The following is a 16,213-nucleotide window of genomic DNA, read 5'->3' on the forward strand; positions in this document are numbered from 1 at the left end:
GCTAAATGTACTACTTGGCTTGTACTTCAATACTCAAAGAAAAAAACGAGATGAACAATAAAGTTCGTCTTGTTTTACTTTCTTTTCAATTGAGTGCAAGCACTTGTTTCGACTTACGAATCAAGCACTCACACTCATCGGCTGTAATTTGTTAAAGATCGGTGTGAGACAGAGAGAAACTCGTTTTGTTTCGCTGCGTCATCAGCAGAGAGGCCGAACTATACCCACCGCCTTGAAACACGTCAACACTTATCGACAAAGAAAAGCGAAAAAAGGCGATAAGTGATTGATGACAAAGGAAACTCAATTTTAAACAATTGAGCCCAGCTAATCAAAACCAAACGGCCAGCATCAGCAAACTCAGCGACAAAACCGCAAAAACCAAGCACAAAAAGCACAAAGCCCGCTGGCGCGGGCTTTGTCTTGGTCTTTTAACGCCACATCACTGATTAAATCAATCTTTAGTGGGCTTATCTCGATTGCCACCGGCGATCATTTTGTATTCAAACAAGCGACATTCGAGCGGACCATTAAATAGGACGGTACGTTTTGACGCTTTTAAACGCATGTATTTGGGCATATCCAAATCTGCGGTGAGGAAATAGGCATTCCAACCTGCAAAGCGCTGCTTTAATACCGTTGCCCATTGTGGGTACAAGCCAGCCAAATGCTCTTTCTCATCCATGCGTGCGCCATACGGTGGATTACATACCCACACCCCTGACTCAGCTGGCGGCTTAGCATCGAGGACATTCAACTGTTTCAGTTGAATCGCATCTTCCAATCCCGCGGCGGCGATATTGGCTTTCGCGTAAATCAGCACCGTACTTGAAACGTCTGAACCCGAAATCAACTGATTGCTCTTGGTTTCTTTCGCTTTAGCCTCGGCACGAACGCCTTGCCAGAATCCATCATCAAACATGCGCATTTGCTGGAAGGCAAAAGAGCGTCGAATACCTGGCGCAATATTGCGTGCGATCATTGCCGCTTCGATCAGGAAAGTCCCCGAACCGCACATTGGATCGTAAAACGCTTGCTCAGGCGTCCAGCCGCTCAGCGCCAGAATACCGGCAGCCAGATTTTCCCGCACAGGCGCATCGCCCGTTTCTACGCGATAGCCACGCTTGAAAAGCGCTTCACCCGAAGTATCGAGATACAAGGTCGCCATTTTGTCCGACAGATACAAATGAATCCGCATATCGGGTTCTTTGGTATCCACGTCGGGACGCTTGCCACACTTCAACCGAAAACGATCGCAAACGCCGTCTTTCACTTTGAGCGCAATAAAGTCGAGGCTACGCAGCGGCGAGCGCACTGCTGTCACCGTGACTTTGATTGAATTCTCAACCGTAAAGATCTCCGCCCATTCAGTATCACGCGCCATGCGGAAAATATCGTCTTCGGTGCGATATGGCTTTTCCACCAGTTTCCACAGAATGCGGCTCGCGACGCGCGAATACAGATTCGCTTTATACATCACCGTCCATGGGCCAGAGAACGCAACGCCACCATCGGTGACCTTTACTTTCTTGGCGCCGTGCTCAAGCAATTCTTTTTCCAGAATCGGCTCAAGACCACGCGGACATGGCGCGAAAAACTCAAAAATTTGTAACACAGGCTTCTTCTTATAAAAACTAAACGGTTTCGATTACTTTATTGCCAGTGGGCAAGTTTTGCTCGGTCCGGCGACGCGTTTGCATGATCAATGGCGCCCAAGTCTCGCCTGGACGTTTTTTGCGTGTCGTTAGCGTCAACTCGGATGGGCCATACACATTGGTATTGTGCGTCAGCGGCGTTGTAATCAGATATTGCGCTTGCGTCGCTTTCAGGAACGCGCCGACGCGGTCAATATTGAAAATATCCAAGTGGGCAAACGGCTCGTCGATAAACACAAAGCCCGATGGATTGTTTTCGTCCATCATTAAGCCAATCAGCAAAATCAATGACTTCATCACCTGCTGACCGCCCGACGCCTCACCGTCGTTCAAGCCCATCATGCCTTTCTGGTCGAAGTTGAAGCGCGCGGTCAGACCCGCTTGCGCCAACACAACATCGTCGTTTTCCAGATGCGGCATATCGAGCTCAACGTCGATACCGGCCAAATCGCCCAAGCCTTTAATATTGCGACCATAGGCACGCACCGTTGCACGCAGCTTATTGATGTAGGCCGCACGAGCTTCCTCGGTGAGCTGGCCAGTGCGCTCAACTTCTTTGCGGTGACCTTGCGACTCGTCTTCGAGCGCCTCGTAGTCGGCGACCAATTTATCGCGGCGCTGGATGATGGTTTCGTCTTTTTCCCAATGCGCTTGCGTTAGCTGCTCTTGCTGGCGCTCGATAATATGGCGCACCTCGGTGACGCTGCGATATTCTTCCTTGAGTTGCGCCAATACATTCGGCAACAACCACGCTGGCAGCGCTTTTTCTTTCAGTACGCGGATCGCGCCGAGCTGGCGGCTGATTTCATTGCGTTGACGCGTAATTTGCGCCTGCAATTCTTCCACCGCGAGGCGGAATTGATCGCGTTCGATTTCGATTTTTTGCGCCGCCAAACGCAACTCAGAACGACTTTCGCGTGAGCCTTCAAGCGAGGCTTGCGCCGCAGCGAGCTCGGCCCCTAGGCGTTGCACTTCGGCTTGCTCAGCCGGGAAGCGCTCAGCCGCCGCCGCAAATTCAGCTTGGCGCGCCGCCAATTGCAACACGGCCTGCATGCCCATCAGCTGCACGGTAATGCTTTGAATATCACGCTGCACGCTAGCAAAATCGGTTTCTTGATCGAGAATCTGCTCATTCAAGGCTTTTAAGCGCACGGCGATGTCGTTCAAGCGTGAATGACGCGCCGCCTCACCGAAGGCATATTCGCGGGTATCGACCCCTATGAAACGCGCGCCGCGGCGTTCACGGTAATACCCCTCTTTGGTAATCCAATCACTGCTAATCCGGCTACCTGCCTCGACCGATTTAACGCGCTGAATACCATTCAGCTGACGGCTCAACCATGCCGGTACCGGCGCTTTGAAATCGATGATTTCCAGAATCGAACCTAAATTCGCACGCGGAGCGGGTTCGCGCTCGGACACAATAAAGTGGCGGTAGCGCAAACGCTCGCCCACTTCCCAAGCGCGCTGTTTATCCGCTTCACGTTGCAGCAAAATCAAGTGGCGCGACGGTGCCAGCAAGGCCTCTACCGCATCCTGCCACGCCGGATCTTTGACTTCGCAAATCTCAGTCAACAGCTGATGCGGGATACCGGCCTCATCAAGTGCCGCGCGCATCTGGCGGACAAACTCGGGGGACGGCGCTTTACCGGCTTGCAGCGCAAATTGCGCTTCGGACAATTGCTGGCGCTCGTCGCGGGCATTTTTCAGCGCGAGTTTTTTCTCGGTTTCAAGTACTTTTAGATCGGCCAGTTTATCGTTCAGACCAATCGCATCGGCACCATGTTCACGCTCGGCCAGCTCGCGCAGTTTTTCACCTTCGCGGATCAAGCGCTCGGTGTCGCGCGCGGCATCACGTACCTCCTGAAATTTGGCAAACATCGCATCGTAATCGGCCTTGCTTTGCTGCTCGCCATTCAACGTTTGATTGGCCGCCAATTGCGCCACCGCCAAACGTTTGTCGAGCTGAACCAGATCGCTACGCTTGTGCCACAGATTGCGGCGATTTTGCTTAAATTGGGCGATGTAGTTGCGCAGCGTGTCTTGCGCTTCGGCCACTTGCAAGGCGGGAATCACTTCTTGCTCAAGGCGCACCGTATCGGTACCGAGCGAGCACCATTCCAGATAGCTGCTGGCGCGCAGGCGGAAACGCTCAACGTCCAAACCCAATTGCGAGAGTTGCTGCTGCATTTTATCAAGCTCGCCCTCAGCCTCGCGCAAACGCACTTTGGCTTCTTGGTAGTGGTCGAGCACTTCTTTGTCGCCAAACACTTGGAAAACCAAGTCTAGCAATGCCTTAGGGGAGTATTCGCACAGCTTATCCGTATCACCTTGCTCCAAGGCCAATACCTCGGCAATCGCAGGCGTTAAACCCGCTTGCTCAAGACGACGGCGATAATCACCAACGCCAAGCCACTGCAAAGTCGTTTCAGTTTGGCCATCAAGCTGCGCATCGCCTTCGGCAATCGCATACTGGCGCACCCAATCACCGCCCTGCTTTTTAATTCGGCAAAACAGCGTCACCGTCTCCGATGAGAGCGGGAAAAACAGATACGGGAAAAAGCCACCGCCGCTGCGGCGCGGATTACTCACCACGGCGCGCAGCCAAGCGATGTTTTCTTTGTTATTACGCACATAGCGCTTGTAATCACGGCGCCCCGAGCATTTGAGCGCCAAAATCGTGCGCAGCGCATCGAGCAGCGTCGTTTTACCTGAACCATTCGGGCCGACCACCGTCACAATCTGCGCATCGAGCGGCACAGAAATGCGTTGCCAGAAATCCCAGTGCACCATTTCCAAAGTTTTAATCTGGAACATTAGCTCACCTCCACATCAGCTGCGATTTTGGTATCGGACACTTTCAGAATATCGGCCATCGCACCATTAATAATGCGCGGCGCGAGCTTGGCGTAGTCGATCATCAAATCGAGCATTGGGCCCTCAAAAATCATTCGGTTGCGACGTACGACAAAACCCAATTTTGATAACTGGCCCAAATTGGTCGTAAAGCGCATTTTGCCGCCGAGCACCTTGCCAAAGTCGGCATACAGCGCGTCTTCCGACACGCCTTGCGCGACGCCTTCGCCGTGTTCAATCGGTTTTTCCGCACCAAATAAATCACCCTGGTCTTCGTTACCCGCTTCAACGCGCGCAATCTGACGTTCGCGTTTCGGCAAAATAATCAGCGCCCAGACAACGACAAGCAGCGCGATACCGTCACGCGGCAGGCCCATATTATTCGACAGCCAGTTTTCGCCTTCACCAAACACCCATTCTTCCATATGCGGCTGTAGCGCTACGGCAATATGCTCGGCGTAGGGATTTTCCAGCAATTGCAAACCACATTCGGCCAGGCGATGTTCGAGCGACTCGCGAAAGGCTTCGTCAATCAGCGCGCGGCGCGCGAGCGGATCTTTGCGCAACACAAAACGTTGCGCCAATAGACGCGCAACCAAAATATTCAGGGCTTGATCCATGTTCTATCAGCCTTTTTTCTGCATGGTATTCAGTGGAGTGAGTCGGCCATGACTAATGCTGGCGACTTCGGGGTGATCGGGTTCAAATAATTCGCTTGTCGCTTCCAGGCGCAGCGGGATTTTGACAATATCGGCGACCACGCTTTTTTCCAGCGCGGCCTCGGCATCGCCCAAGAGCGACAACAACGATAGGCGATACGCGGTTTCGTTGTAGGTCGGTGCAATCACCGCTGCGGGCAAATCGCCACCTAAACCGCCAGCGACGAGGCGATTAAGATCATCGTACAGCGATTCCGCCAGCAATAGGCGCTCGGCTTCAACTTCGCCGACCATTTGCGCGGCAGCGCCGGCGGGCATTTCACTGATGATATTGACTGGGCGTTCGCGCTCGCAAATTTCGTATTCGGCCACGTCAAGCAAAATATCCGACACGACAAAATGCGGCTCGGGATGGAACAAAATTAAATCACGTCCAAGACTGGCGAGCTTTTCTTGCGTTTGCTGGCGCAACCAATCGGCGACATTGGTCGTCGACAAGCCCGATTGCCCCAAATGCACGCGCTGCGAAGCCAGCTCGGACAGGCGACGATGAAACACCGAAGTCAGCCGCAACATGCGCGCTTGCGCCAAGGCAATCGATTGGGCAATTTGATAGACACGCTGATCGGTGGCTTCGTCAGTGAGTACGGTGCGAATCACATCCGTGCCTTTTTCGACCCACTGCCACACTTTTTCGAGCTTTTCGCGCGCGGCGCGGATTTGGAATTCGGATTGAGACTCCAGCGCGGCTTCAAAATCGGCATACAGCTCGTTCAAGCGCGCCAGCAAATTGAGCATCACTTCGTTGGAAACCTGGCCCAGCGATTGACCAGCAGCGACCTGCGACGTCAGATAGCCGAGCTCGGCATCGCCCTCGGCAAACTGCATCATCGTGCCCATCGCCGCCAACGCCACCCGCCCCGCCTCAGACATGGCATACAGCTGCTCGTCACTATCCCAGACCAGCAAGCCATTATCACGCAAGCGTTTGAGGACGGTATCGAGCTTCACCTGATTGATGTAGGCAAAATGCGATTGCAAATCTGCCGGCGACCAGCGAGGCGCATCGGCACGCGCGCCGATTTCGCGCAGCACGATCAGACGGACAAATACTTCGTCTTCGCCACCGCGAAACAGCGTAATAAACGCGTCAATATAAGTGCGCGCGCGCAACAGCTCGGCCATTTGCGGCAATTCGTGCGGCACAAAACCGGGCTGAAAAAAATCGGAGAATAAGTTTTCGTCTTGCATGGAGATGACAAAAATCAGGAAGCAGCAAGACTAAAGGCAAATGAGGCGAAAAACAATGCCTTTAGCGGGAAGTGAGGCAACAGCATGGCTAAGCAATAAACTTAAGCAGCCATCAATACAACAAAGGGTATTACCCTGCAGAACTTGTTAGCAATAGCCTGCAGGGCAATACCCCCATCAACATCAATTACTCAATATCACCATTAGCCGCAATCGCTGCTGCACGGGCTGCCAGCAAAGCTTCCTGCTCGGCGGCCAAACGGGCGGCAGCATCTTCTTCCTGCTGCTTGGCCAATTTTTTCGCTTGCTCCAGATAGTCAGCAATCGCATAGGTCAAATCGCGGCAACCTTCACCGGTTAAACCAGCGATCACGAAGTAGCGCGGCTTGGCCGGATCGAATGGTGCGTATTCGTCATATTCGCCCGCTTCCCAACCATAGGCTTTCAGGAAAGCCTGCACGCGTTCTTCACGCTCTTCTTCCGGAATCATGTCGACTTTATTGAGCACCAACCAGCGCGGCTTGTTGTAGAGCTCTTCGTCGTATTTGCGCAGCTCTTCAACAATCGCGTTGGCTTCAGCGACCGGATCAACACCTTCATCAAACGGCGCCAAGTCAACGAGATGCAACAAAATACCGGTACGTTGCAAATGCTTCAAAAAGCGATGACCCAGACCTGCACCGTCCGCAGCGCCTTCGATCAAGCCGGGTACGTCGGCGATAACAAAGCTGCGGTTTTCATCGATGCGCACCACACCTAGATTCGGGTGCAAGGTGGTAAACGGATAATCGGCGACTTTGGGTTTCGCGGCTGACACGGCGCGGATAAAGGTCGATTTACCGGCGTTCGGCATACCGAGCAGGCCAATATCGGCCAGCACTTTCAATTCCAGTTTCAATTCGCGACGCTCACCTTCAGCACCCGGCGTGGTTTGACGTGGCGCACGGTTGGTTGACGATTTGAAATGCAAATTACCAAAACCGCCTTGACCACCTTTGGCAATCGGCAAGCGCTCGCCATTTTTGGTCAAGTCGGCGATCAGCTCGCCAGTTTCAGCATCGGTAATGGTCGTGCCGATTGGCATGCGCAATTCGATATCGTCGCCGCCTTTGCCATAACAATCGGCACCACGGCCACCTTCGCCGTCGCGCGCTTTGTATTTACGGACAAAACGGTAATCAACCAGCGTGTTGATGTCTTCGTCGGCAATCGCCCACACCGTACCGCCTTTACCGCCGTCGCCACCATCCGGGCCGCCACGCGGCACGAATTTTTCACGACGCATACTGGCCGAGCCATTCCCGCCCTTGCCGCCGATGACTTCAATTTTTGCTTCATCAATAAACTTCATATCCACTCCTTCGAAGGGTATCGCTCTGGAAGCGAAGGGATTTACCACATACAGGCCAATACCAAAGCCAGTATCTGGAAAATCACCTAGCTAAACTGCAAAACCCAAGAAAACCAGTCGGCACCCAAAAGGCGAAACCGACGCTACTTACGCATTCCAACTCTCAGCGGAGAATCAGAAAGAAAAAAAGCCCCATCACGAGGACAGGGCTTTCAAAACAAACCGGGAAAAAGCTTAAGCTTCTTCGCCAGTGTAAGGCAGTACAGTTACAGTGCGACGCTTCAGAGCGCCTTTCACTGCAAATTGTACGTAGCCATCGCATTTCGCGAACAGGGTGTGATCTTTGCCCATACCTACATTGTCACCCGCGTGGAATTCAGTACCACGTTGACGAACAATGATAGATCCAGCAGGAATCAATTCACCACCGTAAACTTTGATACCCAAGCGTTTGGCTTCTGAATCGCGACCGTTACGCGAACTACCACCAGCTTTCTTATGTGCCATGGTTCAGCTCCTTAATTACTTAACGATTTCGTCAATGCGGATTTCAGTGTAGTTCTGGCGATGGCCAGCACGACGCATGTAGTGTTTACGGCGACGCATTTTGAAAATGCGAACCTTCTCACCACGACCTTGAGAAATAACTGTAGCTTTGATGGAAGCGCCGGCAACCACTGGGGCACCAATCACAACCGCGTCACCGTCTGCCACCATCAATACTTCATTCAGTACGATTTGGCTGTCGATGTCTGCAGATATCTGTTCTACTTTAAGTTTTTCGCCGATAGCAACTTTGTACTGCTTGCCACCAGTTTTTACGACTGCATACATAACAAGCTCCTAAGAGTTTGACCCAACGTGCCGCGGACTATTCACACCGGCACGGATCCCCAAAATTGGGAATCGAGCATCTTAATCACTGTTTTTAATAAAGTCAAGGACTTAAGACACCACTCAAACAGGACAGCACGGCAAAACGGGCGAACCAGGCCGTTTTCTGCTAAGATCACGCGATTATTTATTCATGCGACTGCTATGCAAACCATTGCACAGCAGTCTTAGCCCAAAGGGTAAACACAGCGTGTCGATGCAGTTTGTAAAGTCGGTCGTAGATGCCGACATGGCCATCATGGACAACGTCATTCGTGACCGCCTCTACTCCGATGTTGTTCTGGTGCGTCAAGTGGCCGAATATATTGTCGCCTCCGGCGGCAAACGGCTACGCCCGATGATCACCCTGCTTTCCGCTCAAGCGCTAGGCTACAAGGGCCAACACCACCACGAACTTGCGGCGGTGATCGAATTTATTCACACCGCCACACTGCTGCACGACGATGTGGTGGATGAATCGAGCCTGCGCCGTGGCCGCGACACGGCCAATGCACTCTTTGGCAACGCGGCCAGCGTACTGGTCGGCGACTTTTTATACAGTCGCGCCTTCCAGATGATGGTGAACTGCGGCTCGATGCGGATTATGCAAGTTTTGTCAGATGCCACCAATATCATCGCCGAGGGTGAAGTATTGCAGCTGATGAATATCGGCAATATTGATGTTGATGAAGCCGATTACCTGAAAGTGATCCGTTACAAAACAGCCAAACTCTTTGAAGCTGCCTCACGCCTGGGAGCAATTCTAGCCGAGCAGGATGCCAACATCGAAGACGCACTGGCGCGCTACGGCATGCATCTGGGCACCGCATTCCAGATCATCGACGACGTACTTGATTACTCGGGCAAGCAAGAAGAAATCGGCAAATCACTCGGCGACGATCTGGCCGAAGGCAAACCGACGCTGCCATTGATTTATGTGATGCGCCACGGCCAAGCCGAGGCAGCCGCTACCGTCAAAGACGCACTCGAGCACGCCAAGCGCGAAAACTTCAATGCCGTACTCAATGCGGTCCAGCAATCGGGCGCGCTCGAATACGCGCGCGACACTGCAAAAAAAGAAGCGCAACTCGCCAAAGAATGTCTTGCCCAGCTAGCTGCATCACCCCACACCCAAGCGCTACTGGCACTGGCCGACCTGGCCATTGATCGCAACAGCTAATCTGGCACCACCCCAATAAAAAACCCCGGCTTCTTGCGAAGGCGGGGTTTTTTATTTCTGCAATTGCCGGGCAATTAAGCTGCTGGAGCAGCCACTTTACGCGCTGGCAATTTTTCCTTGATACGTGCAGATTTACCTGAACGATCACGGAGGAAGTACAGTTTAGCGCGACGAACGTCACCACGGCGTTTAACTTCAATTGAAGCCACCAGTGGAGAGTAAGTCTGGAATGTACGCTCAACGCCAGTACCAGAAGAAATTTTGCGAACGATGAAGTTGCTGTTCAGACCGCGGTTACGCTTAGCGATTACTACGCCTTCGTAAGCCTGCAGACGTTCACGGCTACCCTCTTTTACTTTTACCGATACGACGACAGTGTCGCCTGGCGCAAATTCTGGCAGGGTTTTACCCAAACGGGCAATTTCTTCTTGCTCGAGTTGTTGAATCAAGTTCATTTTAATACTCCATATGAGGCTTGTACCTTCTGCCGCAATCACTCTTGCGGTAGCGCCGAATACTCAGTTTTAAATTCAGCCAGAAGACGAGACTCTTCTTTAGATAACTGGCGATTTTCCAGCAAATCCGGACGGCGCAACCAAGTGCGACCGAGCGACTGCTTTAAACGCCAGCGCCTTATTGCGGCATGGTTACCCGACATCAAGACATCAGGCACAGCCATATCGCGATAAACTTCGGGACGGGTGTAATGCGGGCAATCGAGCAACCCATCCACAAACGAATCTTCCACCGCACTTGCCGCCGTATTTAACACGCCCGGCAAGAGTCGGGACACGGCGTCGATTACGATCATCGCGGGCAATTCGCCACCCGATAACACATAATCACCCACCGAGATTTCTTCGTCGACGTGCAAGGCAATCACCCGCTCGTCCACCCCCTCATAACGCCCACACAACAAAACCAGCGCCGGTTTGTGCGCCAACTCGGCTACTTTTTGATGTGTCAACGGCGCCCCCTGAGGAGAGAGGTACACCGTATATGGCTGCAAGCCAGATGCAGATTGACGTTGCTTGCTATACCCAAGGGCAGCATCCAGCGGCGCCGGTAGCATCACCATCCCCGGGCCACCACCGAACGGCCTATCATCAACGCGATGATAATTGTCGCTCGTGAAGTCACGCGGATTGCACGTCTCCACACCGATCAAGCCCAACTCTACCGCCCGGCGCGTTACGCCATGCGCAGTGATGGCACTCAACATCTCGGGGAACAGAGTCACCACATCAAACTGCATACCACGCCGTGGATTTTTTAGCTCAGACATTGATACGGCCCGGATTAAAAATCCAGCCCCCAATCCACCCGCATCACACGCGCTTCAAGATCAACATCCAGCACGACATGCGCCACAAAAGGCACCAAACGCTCTTCGTCACCGTCTTTAACGACAATGACATCGTTAGCGCCAGTCTCGAACAGCTTTTCAATAACACCAAGGCGTTGACCTTGTGAATTCAACACCACCAAGCCGATCAAATCTGCCCAGTAGTATTCACCCTCTTCCGGCTCAGGCATTTCGCTGCGCGGCACTGCGATCTCGCAACCTTTTAACGCAAAGGCAGCATCACGATCGTTAACACCTTGCAGCTTGGCACCCAGCTTTTTCGGCTGAACATGTGAATCAGCAAGTTGATACGCTTTCCACTGACCGTTTTTCCCCAACCACCATGTTTTGTAGTCGAGCAAACTATCAGCGTATTGCGTATCAGCAATCAAACTAACCCAACCCTGAATACCAAAAGCCCCGCTAATGTAGCCCATCACCACCAGATCTCCCGGCACGGCATTTTGAGCTTCCATTGACGAGGCTTTAAGATCTTTCACCACGGAAAAATCAGGCCGCTTTTTGCTGTTTGATCAAACGAGCTACGGTATCAGAAGGCTGTGCACCAACACCCAACCAGTAGTTCAGACGATCAGCAACAAAGCGCAACTCTTCAGCAGCACCAGCAGCTTGTGGATTGTAGAAGCCAACGCGCTCGATGAAACGACCATCGCGGCGGTTGCGAGAATCAGTCACTACAACGTTGTAGAACGGGCGATCTTTTGAGCCACCGCGAGCAAGACGAATCACGACCATAATAAAACCCAATATTGGTAAATAAAAATAAGCTCGCAATCATGCCAGAATTTACCAGCCACCGCAAGACCAAACAGCAAGCCGTTGCGCAAAAAACCGCATCAGCTGCAATTACATTCCCGGCATTAAGCCCTTGAGCCCACGCATCATTTTCATCATGCCACCACCCGAGAATTGCTTCATCATCTTCTGTGTCTGCTCGAATTGCTTGAGCAAACGATTGACTTCCTGCACCGACACCCCAGCACCCGCAGCGATCCGGCGCTTGCGACTCGCCTTGAGCAACTCGGGTTTGCGACGCTCAAGTGGCGTCATCGAATTGATAATCCCTTCAATTCTCGCCACCGCTTTATCGGTCACCTGACTATCAGCCATCGCACTCAATTGCCCAGGCAGTTTATCCATCAGCGCAGCCATGCCACCCATCTTTTTCATTTGCTGAATCTGCGTTTTGAAGTCTTCCAGATCAAACCCTTTACCAGATTTGACCTTTTTCATCATCTTGAGCGCTTCGGCTTCATCAACCGAATTTTGCACATCTTCAATCAGAGAAAGAACATCACCCATCCCCAACACACGACTCGCCATTCGATCCGGGTGGAACGGCTCCAGGCCAGTTAGCTTCTCGCCGGTACCCAAGAACTTAATCGGCTTGCCCGTGATATGGCGCACCGAGAGCGCGGCACCACCACGCGAATCGCCATCCATCTTGGTCAACACCACACCAGTAAGCGGCAAAGCTTCGTTAAAAGCCTGCGCGGTATTCACCGCGTCCTGCCCCTGCATCGCATCAACCACAAACAAGGTTTCAACTGGCCTCACCGAGGCATGCAGGGACTTAATCTCCTGCATCATTGCCTCATCAATCGCCAGACGACCGGCGGTATCGACAATCAGCACATCAAAGAAGTGACGTTTAGCGTGATCAATCGCCGCATTGGCAATATCAACAGGTTTTTGTGTTACATCAGATGGGTACCACTCGACCTGCAATTGAGCAGCCAGCGTTTTCAGCTGCTCAATCGCGGCAGGCCGATAGACGTCGGTCGACACCAGTAGCACTTTTTTCTTTTGCGATTCTTTCAGCAGCTTGGCCAGCTTACCCGAGGTTGTGGTTTTACCCGCACCTTGCAAACCCGCCATCAAAATCACCGCCGGCGGCTGCGCAGCCAGATTGAGCGCGTCGTTTTGCGCGCCCATCAGCTTGGTCAGTTCTTCATAGACCACACCGATGACCGCCTGACCCGGCGTCAAACTACCCACAACCTCTTTGCCCTCTGCGCGCACTTTGACATCAGCGATAAATTGCTTCACCGCAGGCAGCGCCACATCAGCCTCAAGCAGCGCCATACGTACTTCACGCAACGCATCTTTAATATTGTCTTCGGTCAGGCGAGAGTGCCCCCGCAGAGTTTTAACAACACCGCCCAAGCGGCCAGACAAGTTTTCAAACATGCAACGCTTCCTTAAACGACAGATGCCGCAGCGGCACCCACTCTGTTAGACTTAATTACTTTCCATTTTACCTCAATTGCCGTGCTGACTCCGCTTGCGCCGCTTTCTTTATTTATTTACCTGCTACTCGGCTGGCATTTTTGCCAAACTCGGCTCGCGGGCAAACGCGCACTTCCGGCAAAACTGGATCACTTCCTTTTGGCGGTGGCACTGGGCGCACACGGCACCCTGATTGCACACAATGCCATCCAGATCCCACCCTATTTCGGTGCGGCAGAAGCACTCTCATTGACGGCTTGGCTCTCACTGGCAATTTATTGCCTAGGTCAGATCAAATGGAAACTGGACGGACTCGAACCCCCGGTTTTTGCCTTCGCATCAGCTTTTTTGCTACTCTCGATCATACTTCCTGCCGGACATCCGATTACCTACGCGCAATCAAGCCTGTCGCGAGCCCATTTCATCTTTGCAATGCTGGCACAAAGCCTGCTTTTTATTGCGGCCGGAATTGCAGTCTTGATGCGGATGACGGACAACACCCTGCACCATCACGCGAAAAAACTGCTTGTACGTAATCTACCGCCCTTGTTAACACTGGAAAGACTGTTGTTTGGCACCATCGCCAGCGGCTTCACGCTACTAACTCTCGCATTTATTGCCGGGGGATACCTCACCTTGCAATCACATGGCGTGATTGCCCAGCTCTCACACAAAACGTTATTTGCCGCGATTTCATGGCTACTTTTTGCCATCCTTTTAGCAGGACACCATGTAAAAGGCTGGCGCGGACGCTTTGCTGCAAACTGGACAATCGCAGCGTTTGGGATTCTATTCCTGGGCTACATCGGGTCACGTATAGTCATAGAAGCCATACTTACAAAGACTTAGAGCAAGATACACTGCACACCTACAATCCAACCACGCTATAGCACCCCCGTCCGTGTGAACAGACAGTACAACAAGCAACACATCACCCGCAAATCCACACACCAATACCGCGACTTCCAGCAGCATCTGCTAGACTAGACAAGGACACTATATTGATATGACGCGACTCATAGACCAAAAACATTTGGCGTCTTATGCTGTCATTTGACCAACTGGAGTGATTTTTTTGTTATGAGCACCCCGCAAATTTCCGGCCTTGCCCGTTTATTGGTCCAGCACGGACGTCTAAGCGAGACGGATGCTGAAGCACTGCAATCAGCCGCCAGTAGCAACAAAACCACTTTCATCGAACAACTGACGCAAAGCAAAAAACTCACCGCCAGAGAAGTTGCCGAGTTTTCGGCACAAACTTTTGGCTACCCCTTGCTTGACCTTGACCGCATCGACTCAAGTTACCTGCCACAGGGCGTACTCGACAATAACGTCATGCGCGCGCAACGCCTTGTTCCGCTTTTCAAACGTGGTACCAAGCTATTTATCGGCCTCTCTGACATTACCAATTTAGAAGCCGTCGAAAAAGTTCGCTTTCAAACCAATTCCCAAGTCGAACCGATTATTGTCGAAGACAATAAATTGATCGTTTTGCTCAATAAAACAATTGAAGCAACCGGTGCCAACCTGAAAGATATGGTCATTGATGAAGCGGACCTGGCATTGGAGGGCGGCGAACAGGAGCCCACGGCAGCAGAAACGCAAATGGGGCAGGATATTGATGACGCGCCTGTCGTTAAGTACCTACAAAAAATATTGATGGACGCCATTAACGGCGGGGCATCCGATATTCACTTTGAGCCATATGAAAAGTTTTACCGGATTCGCTACCGGGTAGACGGTGTCTTGCGCGAAATTGCCCAGCCTCCTCTGGCAATCAAAGAAAAAATTTCATCACGCATTAAAGTTATTTCCAAACTCGATATTTCGGAAAAGCGCGTACCACAAGATGGCAGGATGAAACTGGTTCTATCCAAATCACGCGCGATTGATTTTCGGGTCTCGACACTCCCCACGATGCATGGCGAGAAGATTGTAATGCGGATTTTGGATCCGTCTTCTGCCACGCTAGGGATTGATGCTCTTGGCTACGATCCCGATCAGAAAGCCATTATCCTAGATGCAATCCAGCGTCCTTATGGCATGGTGCTAGTGACAGGCCCAACAGGCTCAGGAAAGACTGTTTCGCTATATACCTGCCTGAATTTGCTCAATAAGCCTGACATCAATATCGCAACAGCAGAAGATCCCTGCGAGATCAACTTACCTGGAATTAATCAGGTCAATGTCAACGATAAGGCAGGGCTCACCTTTTCAGCAGCACTAAAAGCCTTCTTGCGCCAAGATCCGGACATCATCATGGTCGGCGAAATTCGTGACCTAGAAACTGCCGATATCGCCATTAAAGCCGCACAAACGGGTCACATGGTGTTCTCGACACTACATACCAATGATGCCCCAACGACACTGACCCGTATGCTCAATATGGGCATCCAGCCATTCAATATTGCATCCTCGGTGATTTTAATCACCGCTCAGCGTTTGGCACGGCGTCTATGCAGCTGCAAAAAACATGTCGATATACCAGCGCAAGCCTTGCTTGACGCTGGATTTCACCAAGAGGATCTCGACGGATCTTGGCAAGCATACGGCCCGACAGGATGTGATATTTGCAAGGGAACAGGCTACAAAGGACGGGTAGGCATTTATCAAGTCATGCCAATTACCGATGAAATTAACCGGCTAATCATGAACCATGGTAATGCGATCGATATCGCCGACCAAGCTCGGCGCGAAGGTGTTCTTAGCCTGCGCGAAGCCGGATTACGTAAAGTCAAACAAGGCCTCACTTCACTCGAAGAAGTTATGGCCGTCACCAATGTCTAGCTAGGG

The 16,213-nt window shown here is 52.0% G+C and carries 15 protein-coding genes; 3 read left to right on the forward strand and 12 right to left on the reverse strand.

Features of this window, described 5'->3' with window-relative positions; all coding sequences use genetic code 11:
• Positions 1-454: 454 nt before the first annotated feature.
• The 7 genes from FLS37_RS15075 to rplU all read right to left on the reverse strand — a co-directional run bounded on the left by FLS37_RS15075 (position 455) and on the right by rplU (position 8,606).
• Entirely contained in the window at positions 455-1,615 is a 1,161-nt protein-coding gene (locus tag FLS37_RS15075; protein ID WP_198314670.1) for a class I SAM-dependent RNA methyltransferase, read from the reverse strand.
• A gap of 19 nt (positions 1,616-1,634) precedes the next feature.
• A complete protein-coding gene (locus tag FLS37_RS15080; protein WP_157670798.1) occupies positions 1,635-4,472 on the reverse strand; it encodes an ATP-binding protein in 2,838 nt (945 codons plus the stop codon).
• Complete coding sequence (locus tag FLS37_RS15085; RefSeq protein ID WP_157670799.1) at positions 4,472-5,131, reverse strand: hypothetical protein; 660 nt, start codon at positions 5,129-5,131, stop codon at positions 4,472-4,474. The genes FLS37_RS15080 and FLS37_RS15085 overlap by 1 nt, the downstream gene beginning before the upstream one ends.
• 6 nt (positions 5,132-5,137) lie before the next feature.
• Positions 5,138-6,421, reverse strand: coding sequence for a hypothetical protein (locus tag FLS37_RS15090; protein ID WP_157670800.1), 1,284 nt, complete (start codon positions 6,419-6,421; stop codon positions 5,138-5,140).
• 187 nt (positions 6,422-6,608) lie between these two features.
• Positions 6,609-7,772, reverse strand: a complete 1,164-nt coding sequence (obgE, locus tag FLS37_RS15095) for a GTPase ObgE (RefSeq protein WP_157670801.1) — start codon at positions 7,770-7,772, stop codon at positions 6,609-6,611.
• A gap of 234 nt (positions 7,773-8,006) precedes the next feature.
• Positions 8,007-8,279 (reverse strand): 50S ribosomal protein L27, encoded by a 273-nt coding sequence (gene rpmA / locus FLS37_RS15100; RefSeq protein WP_157670802.1) that lies wholly within the window; start codon positions 8,277-8,279, stop codon positions 8,007-8,009.
• A gap of 15 nt (positions 8,280-8,294) precedes the next feature.
• The gene (gene rplU, locus FLS37_RS15105; RefSeq protein ID WP_157670803.1) at positions 8,295-8,606 is read right to left on the reverse strand and encodes a 50S ribosomal protein L21; all 312 of its coding nucleotides are present in this window, start codon (positions 8,604-8,606) and stop codon (positions 8,295-8,297) included.
• Between the two features lie 256 nt (positions 8,607-8,862).
• On the opposite strand from rplU, the gene FLS37_RS15110 reads away from it, so the two are divergent.
• Positions 8,863-9,825 carry a polyprenyl synthetase family protein gene (locus FLS37_RS15110; RefSeq protein ID WP_157670847.1) on the forward strand — a complete coding sequence of 321 codons (963 nt, stop codon included), beginning with the start codon at positions 8,863-8,865 and terminating at the stop codon, positions 9,823-9,825.
• A 74-nt stretch (positions 9,826-9,899) separates the two neighbouring features.
• Here the strand turns inward: FLS37_RS15110 and rplS are convergent, their stop codons facing one another.
• From rplS to ffh, 5 genes are all read right to left on the reverse strand, one after another.
• A complete protein-coding gene (rplS, locus tag FLS37_RS15115) occupies positions 9,900-10,280 on the reverse strand; it encodes a 50S ribosomal protein L19 (protein WP_157670804.1) in 381 nt (126 codons plus the stop codon).
• Between the two features lie 38 nt (positions 10,281-10,318).
• Complete coding sequence (gene trmD, locus FLS37_RS15120) at positions 10,319-11,080, reverse strand: tRNA (guanosine(37)-N1)-methyltransferase TrmD (protein WP_157670848.1); 762 nt, start codon at positions 11,078-11,080, stop codon at positions 10,319-10,321.
• A 44-nt stretch (positions 11,081-11,124) separates the two neighbouring features.
• On the reverse strand, positions 11,125-11,646 hold the full coding sequence (gene rimM / locus FLS37_RS15125; RefSeq protein WP_157670805.1) for a ribosome maturation factor RimM: 522 nt from the start codon (positions 11,644-11,646) through the stop codon (positions 11,125-11,127).
• A 34-nt stretch (positions 11,647-11,680) separates the two neighbouring features.
• Complete coding sequence (gene rpsP, locus FLS37_RS15130; protein ID WP_157670806.1) at positions 11,681-11,926, reverse strand: 30S ribosomal protein S16; 246 nt, start codon at positions 11,924-11,926, stop codon at positions 11,681-11,683.
• 111 nt (positions 11,927-12,037) lie between these two features.
• Positions 12,038-13,381 (reverse strand): signal recognition particle protein, encoded by a 1,344-nt coding sequence (gene ffh / locus FLS37_RS15135; RefSeq protein ID WP_157670807.1) that lies wholly within the window; start codon positions 13,379-13,381, stop codon positions 12,038-12,040.
• An 81-nt stretch (positions 13,382-13,462) separates the two neighbouring features.
• Here ffh and FLS37_RS15140 point away from each other — a divergent pair, with 81 nt between their 5' ends.
• Both FLS37_RS15140 and pilB read left to right on the forward strand, forming a co-directional pair.
• Positions 13,463-14,269, forward strand: coding sequence for an inner membrane protein YpjD (locus tag FLS37_RS15140; RefSeq protein ID WP_157670808.1), 807 nt, complete (start codon positions 13,463-13,465; stop codon positions 14,267-14,269).
• Positions 14,270-14,500: 231 nt separating this feature from the next.
• Positions 14,501-16,207: a type IV-A pilus assembly ATPase PilB gene (gene pilB, locus FLS37_RS15145; RefSeq protein ID WP_157670809.1), complete on the forward strand. Its 1,707-nt coding sequence runs from the start codon at positions 14,501-14,503 to the stop codon at positions 16,205-16,207.
• The last annotated feature ends 6 nt before the right edge of the window (positions 16,208-16,213 follow it).

Source organism: Chitinibacter sp. GC72 (assembly GCF_009760905.1).
Classification (GTDB): domain Bacteria; phylum Pseudomonadota; class Gammaproteobacteria; order Burkholderiales; family Chitinibacteraceae; genus Chitinibacter.